Source organism: Granulicella sp. dw_53, from assembly GCF_018449545.1.
Taxonomy (GTDB): domain Bacteria; phylum Acidobacteriota; class Terriglobia; order Terriglobales; family Acidobacteriaceae; genus Edaphobacter.
This window is the reverse complement of sequence record NZ_JAAVUR010000001.1, coordinates 363641-383273: the sequence shown is the minus strand read 5'-3', so window position 1 is coordinate 383273 and position 19633 is coordinate 363641. Positions and strand designations below refer to the sequence as shown.

Below are 19633 nucleotides of genomic sequence, written 5' to 3'. Positions count from 1 at the left end.
GGCACGAAACTCAAGGTCCCGTAAGTCCGCTAAAATTGTTCTATGACCCTCGCCGATCTCGCCCATCATCTGGGCGCCACCCTCCAGGGAGACCCCTCAGTTGAGGTCACTGGAGTTGCCGGTCTTGAAATCGCCGGCCCTGGCGACGTCACCTTTGTTGCCAACCCTAAGTACAGCGGCCTGGCCCGTACGACTCAAGCTACGGCTGTGTTGGTTGAGCCCACGTTCCCGGAGATTCCGTCCGCCACGCTCCGCCTCGATAATCCGTACCTCGCCTTCGCCCGCGCCATTGAGCTCTTCTACCAGTCTCCTGTATACGCTCCCGGGATTCATCCGACCGCTGTCATCGAACCAACGGCACGCGTTGGCGCTAACGCACATATCGGGGCCTATGCGGTGCTCTCCGAGCATGTCACGGTCGGGGATAACGCCGTGATTCTGCCGCACGTCGTCCTCTACCCCTACGCCACGGTCGGCGATCACTTCTTCGCCCACGCCCATGCGGTCGTCCGTGAGCATTGCCGTCTTGGCAGCCATGTGACGCTCCAGAACGGGGCCATCATCGGAGCGGACGGCTATGGCTTCGCCCGCGATCACGCTGCGCCCCTGGGAAAGGCCTGGTACAAGATCAGGCAGTCTGGCACGACGGTCCTCGAAGACGATGTGGAGGTCCAGGCCAACTCCACCATTGACCGCGCCTCCATCGGCCAGACCCTTATTCAGGCGGGCGGAAAGATCGACAACCTTGTACAGGTCGGCCACGGCAGTACAGTCGGTCCTGATTCCCTCCTCTGCGCCCAGGTCGGCCTCGCCGGCTCAACCACCGTGGGGAAGAATGTCATCCTCGCCGGACAGGCTGGCAGTGCCGGCCACAATACCATCGGGGATGGAGCGATCGTCACCGCCCAGTCTGGAGTCGCCGGGAATGTCGCTCCTGGCAAGACGGTCAGCGGTACTCCGGCGATCGACAACTCGGAGTGGCTTCGAGCGATGGCGCGATTCCCGAGGATCCCGGAACTCTTCCGCGAGCTCAAACGTTTTGGGAAATAGGATTCCTTCCACAAGGTACGCAGGCGATGGTTCTGCCGCACCTGATACCCTCACCTCTATGCGCTTTACCCGCATTCTCGTCTCTCTCGGGCTTATGCTCGCAGCTACCGGCTGCCACTCCCCCTACGTCGAAGCCACCGTCAGCAACCGCACCGCCACCCCGATCACTTTGATCGAAGTGGCTTATCCTTCTGCCAGTTTCGGCACCCAGAACCTTGCGCCGGGTGCAGATTTTCACTACCGCTTCAAGGTCCTCGGATCGGGATTCCTGAAGCTGAGCTACACCGATAGCTCGCGCAAAGACCATACCTCTGGCGGGCCTGGCCTCAACGAGGGCGCGGAAGGCCCGCTCGCGGTGGTCATCTCGTCTGATGGGGTTCGTTGGCAGACCTCTCCGATGCTCAAAGCCACGCCTCCTTCCGATGCTCCAGCCCCTGCGGTTCAACCTTCTCTACCGCCGCTGCGATAAACTCCACCCATGCCCCGCGGTTACTTCATCACCTTCGAAGGTCTGGACGGCTCCGGCAAGACGACCCAACTGCGCCGGCTCGCGGCTACACTCACTGAGCAGGGTCACACGGTGGTCAGCCTTCGGCAGCCCGGCGGCACGGCTCTCGGAGACCGCCTTCGCAGCGTCCTGCTCGACTCCCGCTCCGAAGCGGCGCTCGGCACGATCTCTCCTATCGCGGAGTTGACCCTGATGTTCGCCGACAGGGCTCAAGCTATCGCCGAGATCATTGCCCCGGCGTTGGCCGCGGGCCACATCGTTCTCTGCGACCGCTTTACGGACTCCTCCGAGGCCTACCAGGGTGGAGGCCGCCAACTGGGCAGCGAACGCATCCTCGCCATGCACGCGGCCGTCTGCGACGACCTTCAGCCGGACCTCACACTTCTGCTTCTGCCGCCGCTCGATGCCAGCCTGCACCGTGCTCGGCGCCGCAATCACCGCAGCATCCAGTCCCAGGGCACAGACGAAAACCGGTTCGAGCGCGAGTCGGACGAGTTCTACAGTCGCATCTATGCCAAGTACCAGGAGATCGCCGCTCGCGAACCGCAACGGGTCGTATCTATCGAAGGCAACGACAGCATCGAAGAAATTCAGAGATATATCCATCGCATCGTCGCCGAGAGAATTCCTCCCGCACCGTCTGCCCCGGCAACCTCCATGCTGGAAGCATGAGTACGAATGACGATCAGTCCCATCTCCACAAAAAGAAACTTCCCGGCCTTCCCCGCTCCTTAGCGTTTTATTGGTTTAAACGCTGGGTGAAGTTTGGCAATCCCATCTTATTGTTCGAGCACCTGGTCAAGACCTACGGCAACATCTCTCACTATCGCTTCATGGGGACCCCAATTGTCTTCATCAACGATCCTGAGTTGATTCGCGAGGTGCTGGTTACTCAGGGTTCGGCCTTCGTCAAGGAGCGGACCGTTCGCCGCATGAAGGTCCTGCTGGGCGAGGGCCTCATCACCTCGGATGATCCTATCCACATGCGCCAGCGAAAGATCGCTGCACCAGCATTCCATCGTCAACGCATCGCTGGCTACGCGGACCAGATCGTCTCTATCGCCGCCCACCATCGGGACGAGTGGAAGCCTGGCCAGATCATCGACGTTGCCGCCGAGAGCATGGCTCTCTCGCTCCGGATCGTTGCCCGCACCCTCTTCGACACCGAAGTCACACCGGATATCCTCGCCATCAACGACGAGGTTAATACCGTGATGGGACTCTATAACTTCATCGTTGCCTTTCCTAAGATCGAATCTTTTCTCTCCCTCCCTATCCCAGGCATTATGAAGTTTCGCCGCTCCAAAGCTCGTCTGGACGCCGTTGTCGACCGGTTGATCCGCGAGCATCGCGAAGCAACCGCACGCGGCGAGCCCGATAAAGGCGATCTGCTCTCGATGCTGCTCATGAGCACCTACGAGAACGTCGAAGCGGAGAAGAACAGCCCGCCGGAGCATATGTCGGATGCCCAGGTCCGGGATGAGGTCCTTACGATCTTCCTTGCTGGCTATGAGACCGTCGCCAACGCTCTTACATGGACCTGGTATCTCCTCTCACAAAACCCTGAGGCAGAAGCCAGACTTCACGCCGAGTTAGACACAGTGCTAGGCGTAGGAGATCAGCAACGCCTGCCGACCTTGGCCGACTACCCGAACCTGCGCTACACGGAACAGGCCTTCGCCGAATCCATGCGTCTCTATCCTCCAGCCTGGGCCATGGGACGTATGTCGACACGCGCCATTGAGCTTGGACCTTACACGATTCCGGCCGGTGCACATGTCTTCTTCAGTCAGTACATTCTTTCAAGGACCCCCGAGTACTTCCCTGACCCGCTTCGCTTCGATCCCGACCGCTTTACCCCGGAGGCCAAGGCCGTTCGCTCCAAGTACACCTACATTCCTTTCGGCGGAGGAAGCCGCCAGTGCATCGGAGAGTCCTTCGCCTGGATGGAGGGTGTCTTTTCTATCGCTACCAGTGCTCAGCGCTGGCGACTGCACTTCATCCCCGATTACCCGATCATTCTGCAGCCCAAGATCACCCTCCGCCCCAAGTACCCAGTGATGATGCGGCTGGAATCGCGTTAAAAAAAGAAACCCCTCGAAGCTGATCTTCCGCTTCGAGGGGACTTATTGATTCAATCGTTCAGTTAGAACTTCACCGAGAAGGTCCCGGTAAATGCCCTGGGCGATCCAACCTGGAGAGTGTTATTGCCCACCGACGTGGGATCACTCGCGATAAAGCCGTTGGTGCCGATGCTCGAGTAGTACTGTGCGCCGGCCAGGTTGTAGATGTTGAATTGCAGCTTCAACTCACTCAGCGGACCAAGTTCCTGACGGGTGTAGCTCGTTCCGAAGTCGGCTAAGAACCGCCCATCGACGCTATTGTCGTTCGTGTAAGTAAAGTAGCGCTTCGACATGTAGTCCGAGCTGATATGCGCGCTGAACTCCTTCTTCGTGTAGGTCAGTTCGTTCTTGTACAGGAACTTCGGCGTATCGACCGCGATCTTGCCGGCGGTGGGATACACCTGAGACGCAGTGACAAGATCCGAGTCGTAAGTCGACTGGTTGAACGTAACAGCGTTGTACAACAGCCAACTGGAGTTGATTCGTACCGAAGCAGCCGCGTCCACACCGTTCGTCGTAACGCCACCGACGTTTGACAGGAGCGAAGCGCCGCCGGCGATCGCCGGTCCCTGCTGAATGGCCAGCAACCGATCGCTGAAGTTCACATGGAAGTAATTCGCCTGCGCCATCAGCCGATGGTCCGTGTAGCGATAGCCTACCTCTTCACTCCAGGAGCTCTCCGGCTTAAGCGTCTTCTTCAACGCGTCGAACCCAGCCTGGGTCGTTCCCCAAGGTGAGGTGGCGATCCCATTGCCACCCATTTGGTAGGCACGGACGTTCTCAGCCACGTCGGCAAAGATCTCATTGTTCGTATTCAGCTTCCAGTTCACGCCAATCTGCGGAAGAAACGCTTTTCCTGACTCGAGACTGCCCTGCGCATAGTTCGAGACTGGGGGTTTTGGAGCCGTCGGCTTCAGCAAGATTCCGGTGTCGGAAGCCGTCAAGTTGCCGGTCGCATTCGTCTCGGTCGTTTTGAATCCAGCCGAAACACTGACTGCTGGCGTGATCTTGTAGAGATCCTGAAGGTGAATTTGATAAACAGTCGTTGGGAAGTTGTAGTCCCACTGTGTCGCAAACGGATTCTTCGGAAAGTCGTAGAGGGAGTGCGCAGGAGTTGCGATGCTCGTTGCATAGAAGCGACGGGCGATATCGAAGCTCTCCTTCTCAAACCAGACTCCGCCTTCCAGCGTATTGCGACTGGTCTCAAACGAAAGAGAGGTCAAGAAACCGCCACGGCTGATTCCATATTCCGTGGTGCGTAACCCAATGGGCGAGGTAACGGTGCCGTTTACATCGATGGTGGGGTTGTAGGGAGTAAACCAAAGTCCGCGGCCATCGTTGTTATGTCCGTATGCTGTCGTCTTCCAGGTCAGGTGACTCGTCAGAGCCGCCTTGTAGCTTACGTAGGCCAGGAAGTCCTTCCTCAAGCCAGCGCCACCATAGTAGCCTGCGTCGCAGGGATCTTCATTCGAGGCCAACCTATTCACCGGCGAAGGATAAGCGCCATTGCCGTTGCAGGCATTCGCTGCCTGGATCGCCTTACCCCAGTCCCCGTAGTTATCCCAGTTGTAGCCGAGCTTCTGTACCCAGACCTTATTCAAGTCCTGGTAGTCCACCTCTTGCCGGTTGGAGTAGTCGACAAAGGCGTTGAATACGCCCTTGCTCCCGACGTACTGGGTCAGCTTTCCATTCAACTGGAAGTACCGCTGGCCGATCTCTCCGACGCTCTTCCACTTATCCGCCGTCTGATATACCCCGGCGAGATAGAACTTTGTATGGGTCGGCAACAGTCCGCTCTCGAAACGAGCGAAGCTGCGCGATCCCTTGAAGCTTCCGAAGGACTGCTGAGCCGAGAACGACTGCTTATCTGAAGCCTCCGAGGAGAAGAACTGAATCGCGCCGCCCAGGTTGCTCGTCGAGGCTGTCTCCAGCGATCCCGTTCCCTGCGACATCGTGATCCGGCCAATATTCTCGTTGATGATTGCGCGGCTGATATGCAGACCGTTCAGGTTGCCGTAGGACATATCTCCGAGCGGTACATCATCCAGCGTGAACCCTAACTGGTTCTGATTGAACCCGCGCACCGAGATGCGCAACGCCCATTCATACGCGCCATATGGATCAGCCGAGGTAACACTTACGCTGGGTAGATGCGCCAGCACTGCGATCGGGCTGGTACCGGGAGCCGTCTCCAGCAACGCCTTCGAGTCGAGCGACTGCTCGCTGCGTGTCTCGCCGGGAGCCGTTACCGTAACGCTATCGGTCGCGGTGATGCGCGGTGCGGGTTGCGAACCCGTCGTCTGGTCCGCTCCCATCGCGGGCTGCGAGTTCTCCGCTGTCTGTTGTTGTGTCTGTTGAGCGTTTGCACTGCCTAGTCCAAGACTGGCCAAAGCGATTACAGTTGCAAATAAATTTTGTCTCACTGTTCCTCCTTAAATGACGCAAATGAGACCTCCAGCCAAGACGGCTGACCGGAAGCCAAACATCCGACCCACACTCTGTCCGCCGAAGCTTCCCGAGTCACCCTGGTTATTTGCCAGTGGTTCGACTTGGAGACGGCTCCGAAGGAGAACGCATGAGAGTTGTAGGTCTCTTCACACTTGTATCTGCGTGATTCGCCAATCATGTGGCAGCAATATGAAAATTCGCTAAACATTTCAAGTCAGAGCAACCATTAAAGAAAGAGGGCCTGGCCAATAAGGCCAGACCCAGTACTTCCGCACTCCTTCACCTAAGCAGGCTGAAGACTTCCAATTGCAGCACTCGGCCATAGCGAACTCGTCTCCTGCGCTACGCAGATCAGCGCGGTCGAGCAGTCCTCCAGTGTGCGATTGAGCTCAGCACGGAAGAAGTCATATTGCAAGGCACTTTCGCGGCTGACCATCATTAGCTCTGCCTGGCTGTGTCGCAACAGTTTGCTTAGCTGGCGCTTTCGGTTTCCTTGCGCCACATGGATCTTCACATCGCGAGCCTGCGGCAGCTTGCCAGCGATGCGCTTCAGCCAGTCCTCTGCATATCCCACACCGAGGGGAGCCTCGGAGAGCATCGTGCTGCCAAGCATGCCTTCATTTACGTCGGGCACTACATGCAGGAGATGCAGGGTTGCATCCATGGCCTCGGCATGCGCGGCGGCCTGCTGTACATGCTCCAAACCCTCCTCCGGAGAGGTCAGCCACGCCGCGACATGCTTCATCGAGCCAGAGGAAGATCCCAAGCGTTGGCGCTCGTTCAGCGTCCAGACCGACGAAGGTAGCGCCCGAATAATCCTCATCCTCAACGATCGATGAAACGGGCGAGGCATGCCGATCCGGTCCGAAGCAGGTAGAAAGAGCAACGCATCCCGATGATGTTTGCAGAAGTCAGTTATACCGTCGAAGACTGGGCCACTCGTCATTCGACGGTCGCACTGTGGATAGTTATCCGCTTCAGCAAAGAACGAGTGCAGCATCCCGTCCGCTTCACGGAAGGTCTTCTCCTGCGGGTTATACACATGCAGAATCGTCAGCTTCGCTCCGAGTGCATCCACAATTCTGGCTGCAGCAGGAATCGCTGCATGACATGCATCGGAAAAGCTCGTAGCAAAGATCAAGTGAGGCGATCTCATATTCATTGCAATGCTCCTTGGTAGAACATGGAACGTATTAGTAAACAAATCCATCCACTGGTTGAACATCCCGTAACGTATGCGGCAACTCCATCTGCTCTCGTAGGTTCATCTCTATCGTCCGCGACAACGAGGTCATTGGCGTATCGTGAATCGTGTTCTCAAACGGATCTTCGATCTCCCGGCTCACAACATCGGCGGCGATGAAGGTGAAGCTGATCAACACGGAGGCTACTGGTGTCATGAGCCCCATCTCCCCTACCAGCCCAAACGGAACCAGCCAACAGAAGGCATTCACCAGTAGTCTCGGCAGGTAGTCGAACTGTCGCGGCAAGGGCGTGTTCTTGATTCGCTCGCAGGCTCCCTGAATGTTCGAGAGCGCCGTCAGGTTCTCATCGATCGAAATCCATCGAAAGCTATCCAGCATTCCCTGCTGCTTTGCCTCTTTTAGAATTCGGCCCATCTTCAGGTTGATCGCCGCCGGCACATTGCCGTAGCCGCGAAGCCTGTCGGTCTCCTCCACTCCTAATACGCCGGAGAGCTCTGGAAACGGATTCTGCCGCCGCAGATGACAACGCAGCGCATGGACGAAGGCGATCTGGTGCAGCACCAGCCTGCGGCCCAAGGGAATGTGCTCCAAATCATCGGAGTCGTGGTCCAGCATCGTCAGAAACTGCCGCGCCAACGCCCGCGAGGTATTTACCAGACTGCCCCACAACTGCCGCGCCTCCCACCAACGCCCGTACGCGGCATTGGTGCGAAACGCCAAGAAGATAGTGATGGCAGAGCCGAGTGGAGCTAGTGGAAGACCGCTCAACGCAAGAAACTTCATGTCATATACGGAGTACAACACCGCAATCGTGCAATCGAAGGCCAACAGTAATAGGAGCCTCTTCGAAGCCTGCGGCCATAGCCGCTTTAGTGAGAGCTGGTCGCGAACCATCATGACTGCTGCTCCACAACTGATATCTCACGCATTGATCTCGTCCTCATGCCCGATTAGACAGTCCAACCGCGATACTCGCCGCCTATCTTGTCCTGCATCTATCGCCTCAAATCCGAGCCATCCCTCGATAGGCTGGGAGCCTATCTTTTGGCTATTGCTTCTTCGCTGAGCTATCTTTTGTCGTCTAATTGAAAGAGAGGAGATTCGTTGCGCTCGCTAAACCAGAAACAACCTGTCCCCAGGCTCACATCTCGAGCACGATCCTTCATCACCAACCGAACCTTGATGATGGAGCTAGCCGTTGCGCTCGTCCTTCTCCTTGCCTTTCTGGAGTGGTACTTCAACTTCGATTTTTCACTTGGAATCTTCTACATCTTCCCCGTCATCGTCGCGGCCATGGTGCTCAAGCGTTGGCAGGTTCTCGTGGCCGCAATTAGCTGCGCCTTGGTTCGCGGCCTCTTCACCCCTAATGAGACGGCCCTCGAACATACTCTGCGCTTCTGCATGGCGACCATCGCCTACACCGGCTGCGGCCTGCTGGTGTATCAGATCAACTTCAGCCAGCGGCTGATGTTGCAGCATTACGCCCGCATTCGCATGGAGCAAAAGCTTCGCCAGAAGGCGGAGCAGCAGTTGCGTCTGTTAGCCGAAAGCAGTCCGGCTGCGATCCTTACCGTGGGCTCGTCCGGTGAGATCATCGCGGCCAATCACGCCGCATGCACCATGTTTGGCGTGGAGGAGGGCTCCCTGATCAGCCATCCGGTCCGCAACTATCTTCCACTCCTGTCTGACGCCCTCGCTCTCAATCCAGAGATCGAACATATCCGGACCTCTGCCACGACCTGGGCACGCCGCTCTGACGGCTCTGTCTTCCCAGCGGCCACCTGGTTTTCTATATACGGAGCTCGCGAGCAGCGGAATCTCGCCGCCATCGTAGTCGACTACTCGGAGGAGGTTCGCGACCGTGAACGCAGCCATTTTGAGCAGATGGTCAACTACAATCGCGTCCTCGCGGGAGCTGTCTCGCACGAGATCCGCAACCTCTGCTCCGCCATCGCCGTCGTGACCTCGAACCTCGAACGCCGCTCTCCGATGGTCGGCGACGCCGACTTCCAGGCTCTCAAGAGCCTTGTCGCGGGCCTTAGTAAACTTGCGTCCTTCGATCTGCGGACTCACGCCCGCAAGACCATCGCCCAGGTCTCCGTCGCAGCTCTCTTCGACGAGTTGCACGTTATCATCAGCCAGGATTGGGAGGACATCGGCGGAGTCATCCACTGGCAGATTCATCCCGACCTTACCTCAATCGCCGCGGACCGCAGCGATCTGCTCCAGGTGCTGCTGAATCTTGCCCAGAATGCTCTGCGAGCAGTCGAAGACGCTCCTCAAAGGGAGCTAACGATCGAAGTTTCGGAACGCGACCGGCAAAGCGTCATCCAGGTGCGCGACTCCGGCGTCGGCGTTCCCAATACCGAACTCCTCTTTCAGCCCTTCCACCCCGGCTCCGAAGGCGCGGGACTTGGACTCTACGTCTCACGCGCCATTATCCGTAGCTTTGGAGGAGAACTTCACTACCTTCCCGTTACCACCGGTTGCTGCTTTGAGATCGTAATTCCCTTCTCCAGCGCAATGGTGGTAAACCAATCCTGATGCCGAATACTTTAGAGTCCAGGACTGGCCCTATCCGCCTCTGTGTCGTAGATGACCACCACCTCTTCCGGGAAGGCCTCATTCGCCTGCTCGCAAGTGATCCCGGCTTCGACATCATCTTCCACACCGGCTCAGCAACGGAAGCGTCCAAACTGCTCACCGCCGCCAGCAACATCGATGTTCTGATCCTCGACTACGACCTCGGAACCCAAAACGCTGTCTCCTTCGTCGCAGAGTTGAAGTCACAAGGCTTCCCAGGCCGCATCCTTATCGTCACGGCGGGCCTGCCGGACGCGGATGCTCTCGAACTTATTCGCCTCGGGATCAGTGGCATCTTTCACAAGCAGGACTCGCCGGAAGACCTTCAGGCCAGCATTCATCAGGTCGCCCTCGGTCGAGTCCTCATCGATCAGAAGTATCTACAAAACCTCGTTACCGCCTCGCGTCCAGCGGAAGAAGCTATCCCTCGCTTCACGGAACGCGAGCAGGCCATCCTGCGGTTCCTTCTGCAGGGTCTCGCGAACAAGGAGATTGCCGTTCGTCTCCGCATCTCTGAGAGCGCGGTCAAGTCCTCCCTGCAGCTTCTCTTCAACAAGCTCGGCGTGCGCACCCGTAGCCAACTCGTCTTGCTCGCCATCGAAAAATACCGTGGCCAGCTCTAGCCCATCGCCCCGAATATCGGGACGACATCTTCGCGAGGTCGCAACATTCGTTGGTCTGACTAAAGCTTGATCACAGGCTCGTCCTCTACCGTATCGCCTTCGCCAGGAGCCAGGAAGAGGTTGGTCTCGAGACCATGCTGACGCGTATAGAGGTCGTAATAGCGGCCTTGGAGTTGGTAGAGGGACTCATGCGTGCCTCGCTCGACGATGCTGCCCTGCTCGACGACCAGGATCTGATCGGCGCGGCGGATGGTCGAAAGCCGGTGGGCGATGACGAAGGTGGTACGGCCCTGCATCAGGAAGTTCAGACCATTCTGGATCATGGCCTCGGACTCAGAATCTAGCGAGCTCGTCGCCTCGTCGAGAATAAGGATGCGAGGATCGGCCAGGATGGCGCGCGCGATAGAGATGCGCTGTCGCTGACCGCCAGAGAGTTTAACGCCGCGCTCACCAACAATGGTGTCGTAAGCCTCGGGAAAGCGCTCAGCAAACTCGTCGACGCGGGCGATGCGGCAGGCCTCCATGATCTGTTCTTCGGTGGCGCCAGGCCGGGAGAAGAGAATGTTCTCGCGGATCGTGCCATCGAAGAGGAAGGTCTCCTGCAGGACCACGCCGAGTTGCTGCCGGTAACTGGAGAGGCGGATAGTGGATAGATCCACACCGTCGATAAGAATATGCCCGCCCGTCACGGTATGAAAGCCGCAGATGAGAGAGATCATTGTGGACTTTCCAGAGCCGGAAGACCCGACGAGCGCCGTGACAGTCCCGGGCCGCGACTCGAAGGACAGACCGTGGAGGACTGGCTTCCCCGGCTCATAGGAGAAGGTCACGTCGCGGAAGACAACATCGCCATGGATGGAAGTAAGAGCCGTGACACGGGTGGGCTCGGAGTCCTCTTCGTGCTCGGATAAGATCTCGGTGGTTCGATCGAGGCCCGCAACGGCCTCCGTAAGTTGTGTGCCGATCGAGACGAGTTGCACAATCGGGGCGATCATAAAGGCAAGAAACATCACATACGTAACGTAGCCGCCGGTCGTGAGAGCTCCACCGACGACCTGATGCGCTCCCAGATACATCACCAGCGCTCCAACGATGCCCAGGACCGCGGTGGAGGCGAGGGCCATCAAGGATTGGGCCGTAAGGGAGGAGATGACGTTCTGCAGGAGACGGTCGACCCCTCTAGCGAAGGTGCGTGCCTCGCTCTCTTCCGCGTGATAGCCCTTGACGACTCGAACGCCGCCCAGAGACTCAGTGAGCCGCCCGGTGACCTCGGCGTTGATCTTGGCGCGTTCGCGGAAGATAGGCCGGATCGTGGCGAACGCTCTCTGAAGAATGATGCCGAAGAGCAACAGAATCACAAAGGTGACGACCGTCATCTGGACGCTAAGCTTGATAAGGTAGCCGAAGGCAAAGAGGGCGGTCAGCACTCCGCCGAAGAAATCGATCACCCCAGTCCCCATAAGGTTCCGAACACCTTCGACGTCGGTCATGATGCGGGCGACGAGGGTGCCGGTGCGATTCTCGTCATAGAACGCGACCGGCAGCCGTCCGATGTGGGCCTGCACCTTCATGCGAAGCTCGGCAATCAGCCGTTGGCCCTCTTTTGAGAGCATTTGTGTCAGCGTGAAGGAGGTAATGCCCTGCAGTGCCGTAGCCCCAACGACGACCCCGACAATAACCGGCAGCAGGCTAAGTTCGTGCCTGCCCATGACGTTGTCGATGAGATATTTGGTCGACGCGGGGAGAACCAGTCCGCTGGCGCGGTTGAGAATCATCAACAGGAAGCTGCCGCCGAGCAGGAAACGCCGTGGTTTGACGAGCTTCCATACCTCGGGCAGCACTTTTTTGAGCTGAGGCTTAGGTCGCGAAGCGGTGAGATCTGCGGTAGTGGCACGACCGGTGCCGCGGGAGGGTCGGTCCACGGCCTTCATGCCACCGCCGAAGCTGGATGGGCCATACGAAGAGGACATATTACTCGAAGTGTACGCTCGTGCGGAACAACAGGGAGACGGGAACCCGTCCCCTGTCCCTTAGGCAGTACGAAGACGGCGCGCCGCAATGAAGGAGCGGACGCACATGGCGACAAAGAGCAGGCAGAGCAGCGACATGCCTGACTTCTCGAGCACGGCGATGGGGTGAGGAAACTCAACTCCACGGCTCAGACGGAACGCGTCAATATCGGCAGGAATGGTCCCGAGGAAGAGTAGAAGCGCAACAGTAACAGCAATATGCATCCAGAGCATGCGCTTCTTAGGGTTCTCACTGTTCGCTAGAACACCAAAGAGAATGAAGATCACTCCAGCACCGGCAGGAATGAGCGAGGTGGGATGGGTGCTTCCGGTCGAGACGAAGCCTGCGACGCCGATAAGAATGAGTAAAACGCCGAAGACGATGGTCGATTTTGCCATGATGCAGGTGCCTCCAGGGGCTTTGCTTACGATGGAACGGCCCCGATGAAGGATCGGAGCTCGCTAAGTGGATGTTTCTCTACGGCTATTGTAGCGATTTTGCAGCATCTTCAGGGTCCCGGCAACACCTCGGACATCGCGCTCGCACCATCCCAGCGTCAAATTCAAAAGAAATTGCAGGGATGCCCCTTGAGCGGTATAGATGCACATTAATTTAAGTGGTACTCTTCCGCTGTCGTCCAATGAGGTAAACAATGAGACTTCAACAATTGATGGTCTGTTCCACGGTTGGCATTTGTCTCCTAAGTAGTTCAGCCTTTGGTGCCGAGAAGTCGCGGAAAAGCTCCTTCCGGGCAATTCCCCTGGCGGCTCCGCATCACGGATCGTACGGGACTCCGCAGAGACAAGTGCAGCAGCAGAAACCCCAGGCCCAGGTGAAGAAGACCCACTTCTGGAGCCGTTAGCGAACCACCAGCCAAGGGCTGCGCAGTGGGAATTGTGTGCGAGCAGCAAGGCGCCGACTACCCAGTCCGGCTCCTGAACGATGAATCCTTGCCAACTTAACCCTTCATGCGTTCCTTTACACTCTTGGCCAGCCGCTCGATCTCGTCGGCTTTCTTAATAACGTCCACCGACAGAATATTCTTATCCGTCTTGTCCACCTGCTCCTTGAGCTCCGTCGCCAGCGCCAGCAGCTTCTGTGTATCTACCTCAAGTCGTTTTTGCCGCTCACTGTTCCGCGTCTTGGATTGCTGCTCCTGAAGCTTGACGGTCATGTCATCAGTGTCTGTCCCCATGCCTGGGGGTTGCATTCCACCCTTGTTCCGCCCGCTTTGGCCGGGCTGTCCTGGAAACTGTGGTTGCTGCACCCCGGACCCAATCTGGGACCATGCCTGCTCTCTTCCACCCACGCAAAGCACCAGCCCCAGTGCCGTCCCTGTCGTCACAACCCGAACCATCTTGAAAGTCTGCTCTCTCATTGTGCCTCCCATTCTCCGCCGGCTGAGCGGCGGGCTGAATCAGATTTTTCGTCTGCTAGCGTCCTGCACAGCGGGCTAAAAGCATCTTCACCTGTAAGAATGATGTCTTACGAAGATGCTGCTTTGGAAAGTTGAGATTCCGTAATAATGCTCCTTCAGACACCGCCCCTGCAAACGGAACGCATCTCGCGGATTCTGGAAAACGATTGGCGTAACGACATCATCACCTTCGTACGCGCCGACCTGCCCCGCCTGGTAGCCATCGTGCTGCTGGCGTTCGTTTTGATGCAGATCTGCAAGTTCTTCGTCACCCGTATGTTGAAGCTGGCCGACAGGCAGGTCGGTAACTCGCAGAGAGCCTCCCAGCTTCGCACCATGGCCGCCATCATACGTGCGACGTCCTATAGCGTCATCGGCTTCATCGTTCTATTGCACGTTCTGTCGGTCTTCAACATCAATCTCACCCCTCTGCTGGCCTCCGCCGGCGTCGTCGGTGTCGGTATCGGCCTCGGGGCGCAATCCATCTTCAAGGACATGCTGAATGGTATCTTCATCCTCCTTGAAGATCAGTACAACGTCGGAGAGGTCGTTAAAATAGCCGGGCTCCAGGGATCGGTCGAAAATCTCACCCTGCGCTGCACCACCCTGCGCGACGGCGACGGCACGATGCACATCATTCCCAACAGCCAGATCGCCACCGTCTCCAACCTCTCCCGCGACTTCTCCATCGCCTCGCTCCCAGTCAGCGTCGACTCCGATGTCAATCCCGACACCGTCGTAGCACTGCTCAAAAAGCTCGCCGACGAGGTCCGCAACGACCCAGCGTTCAAGCAGGTCGTCATCGCCGACCCCGATATCCTCGGAGTCGATAAGATCAGCGGCCGCGAGGTCATCTACCCCGTCAACCTGAAGGTCCGCGCCAACCAGAAGGACGGCGTCCTCCGCGAACTCCGCCGCCGCATCCTCCTCACCTTCGAGAAGGAAGGCATCGCACTCGGCAACGGCTCCAGCATGGTTATCATGCAGCAGCCAGCCGACCCCACCGCTCCTCCCAAGCCGCCCACCATCGGTGCCTGAGTCGGATCTTTATAAGGTCTGGTTCATGGCCGCCATCAGCTCCTCGACCGTCTTTACCGGTGGCAGGCAGCCATTCCCATTGCACAGCACCGCGAAGCTGCCCTCCATCGCAGGAAGATACGGCAAGGTCTCGGCCAGCATGGGAGGCAAACTCGCCAACTGATCCCGCCGCAGCCGCACTACGCTTTTATTGACCGCGTACCGGGCCATGGCGACTGTCTCCAGTCGGCGCGCATCGGCATCGTCACCAATCACACACACCTGGATTGCCCGTTGAACCAGTCTCTGCAGCGCAAGTCCGTAACTCGCCGCGTATAGCCCAAAGTGCTCGACAACGCCCGCAAAGGTCTCCATCGTCTCCTGCGCCTTGACCGCGTAGTCCTCGCGCCCGTTGAGAGCCTCTAGCCGCAGCAAGAGGGCCGCCGCCATCGGGTTCGCTGCGGGAGTCGGAGAGTCCTGCAACGGCTTTCTCCGCGTTACCAGCGCACCCAGCCGAACCTCGCCCTGCTGTGCCAGCTCCGTATCGAAAAAGGCACATCCGGTCGTATCGTAGAACCGCGCCACGGCACCCTCCATGATCGCCTCGGACGCCTTGTAGTAGGCCAATTCTCCCGTAGCCTCCCAGGCGTCCAATGCCGCATGTCCCAGAAAGACATAATCGTCCAACACTCCGGCCACTCGCCGTCCAGCGGTTGTTCCCTCCCCATACGCGACAACGTGAGCGACCCCCGACTCAGTGCTCCAGGCACTCCCCAGCACCCGGTCCAACGACTTCAAGGCAAACTCCGTCACCTCCGGCATCCCCAACACCCGCCCGGCTTCGATATAGGCAGAGATGCACATGCCGTTCCAGGCCACATAGATCGTCTTATCTACGTAGGGAGTAGGCCGCTTCAACCGCGCTGCATACATCTTTGCCTTAGCAGATGCCAGCCGCTCCTGCGCCACCTCCAGCTCGATCTGGTTCGAACGGGCTACGCTCTGGATCGTTGTACGCACATGGAGCACATTCTTCGCAGGGTTATGGTGCATGTCGCCGATCTCACCGATATCGTAGTACGCCCCAGCCACCGCCAACTCCTCAGGAGTGAGCACGGCAGCCGCCTCATCCCGCGTCCACGTAAAGTAGTCTCCGTCGTCGTCGAGCGAGAAGTCTGCATCCTGCGACGCGTAAAACCCACCTCGTTCGCGGTCGCTTAGCCACTCGTCCATCCACTTAATCATCTCCCGCGCTACGCGGGCATTCTCCGGATCCACGAACGTCTGAAAGGCGTGTACGTAATTCTTCAACAGCTCGCTGTTGTCATACGCCATCTTCTCGAAGTGCGGCACCACCCAGTTTTCATCCACGCTGTAACGATGGAATCCGCCCGCCAGATGATCATAGATTCCACCCTTCTGCATCTTGTCCAAAGTCACCATGGCGGCTCGCTTCGCAGGCTCATTCACTACCGCAGCGCCTGCTCCGATCGATACCCGAGAGGCCGAATCCAACAAGAGATCGATCGCCCCCGAGTGAGGAAACTTCGGCTGCGATCCGAACCCACCCGACCGCGCGTCGAACTGCTTCAAAGCCCCGTCCACCAGCTTCGCCACCAGCTCCGGGCCGGGATTACCGCTCCGCCCCATGAACGACTCATTCTGCTCGATCGCCTCCAGCACGCTTCCGGCCGACTCGTTCACCTCGTCCCGGCGCTTCTCAAAGGCCTCCGCCATTGTCAGCAACACACGCCGTAGTCCCGGCCGGCCGTGCCGGTCATCCGGGGGAAAGTAAGTTCCACCAAAGTAAGGCTTCCCCTCAGGGGTCAGAAACGCCGTCAACGGCCAACCACCTTGTCCGCTGATAGAGGCCACCGCCGCCTGATACCGTGTATCCACATCCGGGCGTTCGTCCCGGTCCACCTTCACTGCAACAAAGTGCTCATTGATGATCTTCGCTGTCTCGGCGTTCTCATAGCTCTCGCGATCCATCACATGGCACCAATGGCACCACACCGCTCCAATATCCAACAGGATCGGCTTGTCTTCCACCTGTGCGAGGGCAAACGCCTCATCGCCCCACTCCATCCAGTCCACCGGCTGATGCATTGCCGACCTAAGATACGCAGAAGCTGCATTTGCCAGGGAGTTCTTTTGCTCGTTCCTCATATGGGATTAAGTCTATCCGAAGGACAAGAAGCTCCTTGAAGAGACCTCACAAATATCCCGCCGTAAAGGATTGCATCAAAAAAGCCCAGAAAATAGAATGGGCGCGAGGAGTATCCTCGCGCCCATCGTCGTCTTCCCTGCTGTGTTCTCTTTGCTCTTACTGCTGCGGAGCCGGATTCGGCGCCGACTGAATCGGCTTGGCTGTCGCCGGTGCCGTTGGGGCTGTCAGACCTGGGATCATAGGCGTCTGACCAAGAACCCCGGTAGCCGCATCCGCAATACTGATGCCATAACGGTCCAGCGTGTTCGACAGCAACTGACTCAGAGCGACGCGGTCATTGGCATAGGCAGCCGTCGCAGAGATCAAGGTGTTCTCCGCAGCCGCTACGTTTCTCTGCTGCTGGAGAACCAGGGCCGTCGTCGAAGCGCCCAGTTTGTACTTCTTCTGCTCCGCGTCAAGGCTCTGCAACTGGAAGTCCCGCGCCGTCTGAGCCGCCAGAACCTGCGCCCGGTCGTTGGTCAACGCATACTGTCCATTGATCACCTGAATCCGGATCTGAGTATAGAGTTGCTGCAACCGCATCTGGGACTGCCGGTACTCCATCTGCGACCGCGCCTGGTCAGCCTGTGCAACCCGATTCCGCAGCGGGATATTGATATTCACCCCGACACCCCTGTCCGGAAAAGAGTTGTTGAAGGTATTCCCTAGTACATCCGAATAGCCAGATACGGCAACAGTTCCCACAGGACAGGGAGTGAACGATCCTGCAGTAATTGAATTTGCGCAATTCAAAGCAGGATTCTGAGCTCCGCCCAGTCCACTGCCACCATAGAACGCGTAAGCATCGACCACCGGAAGCAAGCCGTTCTTGAAGGCCTTGATGGTGATCTCGTTATTTTTCATATTCAGTACAGCTTGCTCAATCGACGGATTGTTGACGTAAGCCTGTTTTACAAGTTCCTCCACTGGCGTATCTTCTTCCGGCAGACGATCCAGGGCCACGCGGTCCGTCGGGACGACAGGAGCGTTCGAGAGCATGGGATCATTGAGATTCCGCGCAATAGCCTGCTTCATCAAAAGCTGCTGATACTCAAGATTCGTCTTGGAGGCCACCAACGCCTGCTTGTCCGTTGCCACTGCGCTGTCCGAGTTCACGACATCCAGGGGGGCAAGCGTTCCGATCTCAAGCTGCTTCCTGTTATCCGAAGTGAGCTGCGTGGACTGGGTCAACGCCCGTTCCTTGGCAAGCTCATCCTCATAGGCGCTCACCAGACCCCAGTAGATATTCTCTACCTGGTTGATAGTGAACAAAAGCTGCTGACGGAAGGCCGAATCGGTAATTCTGCGGTCGTTCTTGGCTTGCAGAATAAACCGGCCATTGACTCCCCAGCCAAAACCCTGCAACAGATGCTGTGTCGCCTGAGCCCGGAAACTGGAGTTCAACTGCGGGCTGAAACTTGCCCTTTGACTGTTGGTCGTGGTTCGGGCGTTATTGAACGTGAAGTTGAATAGCGTTCCAGTCAAGAAACCTTGCTGGTATCCGAAATTGTAAGTTCCGGTGTCCTGGTTCAAGGCGTTCGTTCCAGTAATCAAGGTACTGCTCTGCTGCGTATTGGCCGATTCATACTGCAGTGTTCCAGTCAGGACCGGATCCAGAGGCTCAACTGCCGGACCACCACCATTGGTGCTCAGCACGAGTCCCGACGCACCAGCGGCGCCACCGCCACTTGCCGTCGACGTTCCGCCCGGTCCGCCTCCAGTCGTCACTGTGGACGTCGTTCCGCCCAGGGTATTCGTCACCAGGCCGTTGGACACACCACGCAGCGTCGATCCCGCCTTGGTGCGCATGATATCGGTATCCGCGATATCCAGATTGATCCGCGCGATCGCGATGTCGTAGTTATTCTCGAGCGCCAGCGCAACCGCATCCGGCAAGCTCAGATAGATCTTGCCTTCCCGAAGAAGCGAGGCCAGGCGCGGCGTATTGCCCGTCGTCGGTAGAGGCACATACGTCGGCGTATACGGCGCGATCGGATTGCGGAAGTGGCTCTTCGGCTTCGTGTAATCGTGTCCCGTATCGCGAAGGTAGAGGGGCTCCGTCAGCTTCGGCTCCGGAGCCTGGGGCAGGCCAGGCTGTCCTGTCGTATCGGTGACTACCGCCTGTGTTGTTGCCGGTGCTGTCGGGTTGGTCTGTTGTTGTGCCACTACCGGTTGCGTGGTCACACTCATCAACAGCAGCCCAATGCTCGCTGCCGCCTGCATATCTCTTAATCTCACGATGCGCTCTCCGACTCTTGTCTATACAGCCTTGTGCTACGGCCTACGATTACAGACTGCTCCAAATGTCTTGCGATTCGCCGGCCATTCCCATCCAACAAGGCAAACTCCGGCGAAGCTCCGCTCAGGTACAAAGTTCCGCTGTATTAGCCGCCGGAACAACTTCGATAAATCTGTGTCGATGCTTACTAGACGCACAGCC

The 19633-nt window shown here is 57.9% G+C and carries 15 protein-coding genes; 7 read left to right on the top strand and 8 right to left on the bottom strand.

The window, feature by feature from the left end:
• Positions 1-42: 42 nt before the first annotated feature.
• The 4 genes from lpxD to HB393_RS01675 are packed head-to-tail and all read left to right on the top strand — an operon-like array spanning position 43 to position 3642.
• Entirely contained in the window at positions 43-1050 is a 1008-nt protein-coding gene (gene lpxD / locus HB393_RS01690) for a UDP-3-O-(3-hydroxymyristoyl)glucosamine N-acyltransferase (protein WP_213803404.1), read from the top strand.
• A 58-nt stretch (positions 1051-1108) separates the two neighbouring features.
• Positions 1109-1519, top strand: a complete 411-nt coding sequence (locus HB393_RS01685) for a hypothetical protein (RefSeq protein ID WP_213803403.1) — start codon at positions 1109-1111, stop codon at positions 1517-1519.
• A gap of 9 nt (positions 1520-1528) precedes the next feature.
• A complete protein-coding gene (gene tmk, locus HB393_RS01680; RefSeq protein WP_213803402.1) occupies positions 1529-2230 on the top strand; it encodes a dTMP kinase in 702 nt (233 codons plus the stop codon).
• The gene (locus HB393_RS01675) at positions 2227-3642 is read left to right on the top strand and encodes a cytochrome P450 (RefSeq protein WP_213803401.1); all 1416 of its coding nucleotides are present in this window, start codon (positions 2227-2229) and stop codon (positions 3640-3642) included. Before tmk ends, HB393_RS01675 begins: the two co-directional genes overlap by 4 nt.
• Positions 3643-3704: 62 nt before the next feature.
• Here HB393_RS01675 and HB393_RS01670 read toward each other — a convergent pair whose 3' ends face one another.
• The 3 genes from HB393_RS01670 to HB393_RS01660 all read right to left on the bottom strand — a co-directional run bounded on the left by HB393_RS01670 (position 3705) and on the right by HB393_RS01660 (position 8231).
• A complete protein-coding gene (locus HB393_RS01670; protein WP_345944976.1) occupies positions 3705-6104 on the bottom strand; it encodes a TonB-dependent receptor in 2400 nt (799 codons plus the stop codon).
• A gap of 308 nt (positions 6105-6412) precedes the next feature.
• The gene (locus HB393_RS01665; protein WP_213803400.1) at positions 6413-7291 is read right to left on the bottom strand and encodes a universal stress protein; all 879 of its coding nucleotides are present in this window, start codon (positions 7289-7291) and stop codon (positions 6413-6415) included.
• Positions 7292-7322: 31 nt separating this feature from the next.
• On the bottom strand, positions 7323-8231 hold the full coding sequence (locus HB393_RS01660; RefSeq protein ID WP_213803399.1) for a bestrophin family ion channel: 909 nt from the start codon (positions 8229-8231) through the stop codon (positions 7323-7325).
• A 285-nt stretch (positions 8232-8516) separates the two neighbouring features.
• Here HB393_RS01660 and HB393_RS01655 point away from each other — a divergent pair, with 285 nt between their 5' ends.
• A complete protein-coding gene (locus HB393_RS01655; protein WP_213803398.1) occupies positions 8517-9878 on the top strand; it encodes a PAS domain-containing sensor histidine kinase in 1362 nt (453 codons plus the stop codon).
• Positions 9878-10540 (top strand): response regulator transcription factor, encoded by a 663-nt coding sequence (locus HB393_RS01650; protein ID WP_213803397.1) that lies wholly within the window; start codon positions 9878-9880, stop codon positions 10538-10540. Before HB393_RS01655 ends, HB393_RS01650 begins: the two co-directional genes overlap by 1 nt.
• A 59-nt stretch (positions 10541-10599) precedes the next feature.
• On the opposite strand, the gene HB393_RS01645 is transcribed toward HB393_RS01650, so the two are convergent.
• The 3 genes from HB393_RS01645 to HB393_RS01635 form a co-directional block, all read right to left on the bottom strand.
• Positions 10600-12510 (bottom strand): ABC transporter ATP-binding protein, encoded by a 1911-nt coding sequence (locus HB393_RS01645; protein ID WP_213803396.1) that lies wholly within the window; start codon positions 12508-12510, stop codon positions 10600-10602.
• A gap of 60 nt (positions 12511-12570) precedes the next feature.
• Positions 12571-12948, bottom strand: coding sequence for a hypothetical protein (locus HB393_RS01640; protein WP_213803395.1), 378 nt, complete (start codon positions 12946-12948; stop codon positions 12571-12573).
• Positions 12949-13508: 560 nt separating this feature from the next.
• Entirely contained in the window at positions 13509-13928 is a 420-nt protein-coding gene (locus HB393_RS01635) for a hypothetical protein (RefSeq protein ID WP_213803394.1), read from the bottom strand.
• 147 nt (positions 13929-14075) lie between these two features.
• On the opposite strand from HB393_RS01635, the gene HB393_RS01630 reads away from it, so the two are divergent.
• Positions 14076-15005, top strand: a complete 930-nt coding sequence (locus HB393_RS01630) for a mechanosensitive ion channel domain-containing protein (RefSeq protein ID WP_213803393.1) — start codon at positions 14076-14078, stop codon at positions 15003-15005.
• 9 nt (positions 15006-15014) lie between these two features.
• On the opposite strand, the gene HB393_RS01625 is transcribed toward HB393_RS01630, so the two are convergent.
• Together HB393_RS01625 and HB393_RS01620 are read right to left on the bottom strand one after the other, a co-directional pair.
• Positions 15015-17153: a thioredoxin domain-containing protein gene (locus HB393_RS01625; protein ID WP_213803392.1), complete on the bottom strand. Its 2139-nt coding sequence runs from the start codon at positions 17151-17153 to the stop codon at positions 15015-15017.
• Positions 17154-17310: 157 nt separating this feature from the next.
• Entirely contained in the window at positions 17311-19416 is a 2106-nt protein-coding gene (locus HB393_RS01620) for a TolC family protein (RefSeq protein WP_213803654.1), read from the bottom strand.
• Positions 19417-19633: the final 217 nt, after the last annotated feature.

Coding starts and splice junctions, on each gene's coding strand:
- lpxD (WP_213803404.1), top strand. CDS start 43: ATGACCCTCGCCGATCTCGCCCATCATCTGGGCGCCACCCTCCAGGGA.
- HB393_RS01685 (WP_213803403.1), top strand. CDS start 1,109: ATGCGCTTTACCCGCATTCTCGTCTCTCTCGGGCTTATGCTCGCAGCT.
- tmk (WP_213803402.1), top strand. CDS start 1,529: ATGCCCCGCGGTTACTTCATCACCTTCGAAGGTCTGGACGGCTCCGGC.
- HB393_RS01675 (WP_213803401.1), top strand. CDS start 2,227: ATGAGTACGAATGACGATCAGTCCCATCTCCACAAAAAGAAACTTCCC.
- HB393_RS01665 (WP_213803400.1), bottom strand. CDS start 7,291: ATGAATATGAGATCGCCTCACTTGATCTTTGCTACGAGCTTTTCCGAT.
- HB393_RS01660 (WP_213803399.1), bottom strand. CDS start 8,231: ATGATGGTTCGCGACCAGCTCTCACTAAAGCGGCTATGGCCGCAGGCT.
- HB393_RS01655 (WP_213803398.1), top strand. CDS start 8,517: ATGATGGAGCTAGCCGTTGCGCTCGTCCTTCTCCTTGCCTTTCTGGAG.
- HB393_RS01650 (WP_213803397.1), top strand. CDS start 9,878: ATGCCGAATACTTTAGAGTCCAGGACTGGCCCTATCCGCCTCTGTGTC.
- HB393_RS01645 (WP_213803396.1), bottom strand. CDS start 12,510: ATGTCCTCTTCGTATGGCCCATCCAGCTTCGGCGGTGGCATGAAGGCC.
- HB393_RS01640 (WP_213803395.1), bottom strand. CDS start 12,948: ATGGCAAAATCGACCATCGTCTTCGGCGTTTTACTCATTCTTATCGGC.
- HB393_RS01635 (WP_213803394.1), bottom strand. CDS start 13,928: ATGAGAGAGCAGACTTTCAAGATGGTTCGGGTTGTGACGACAGGGACG.
- HB393_RS01630 (WP_213803393.1), top strand. CDS start 14,076: ATGCTCCTTCAGACACCGCCCCTGCAAACGGAACGCATCTCGCGGATT.
- HB393_RS01625 (WP_213803392.1), bottom strand. CDS start 17,153: ATGAGGAACGAGCAAAAGAACTCCCTGGCAAATGCAGCTTCTGCGTAT.
- HB393_RS01620 (WP_213803654.1), bottom strand. CDS start 19,416: ATGCAGGCGGCAGCGAGCATTGGGCTGCTGTTGATGAGTGTGACCACG.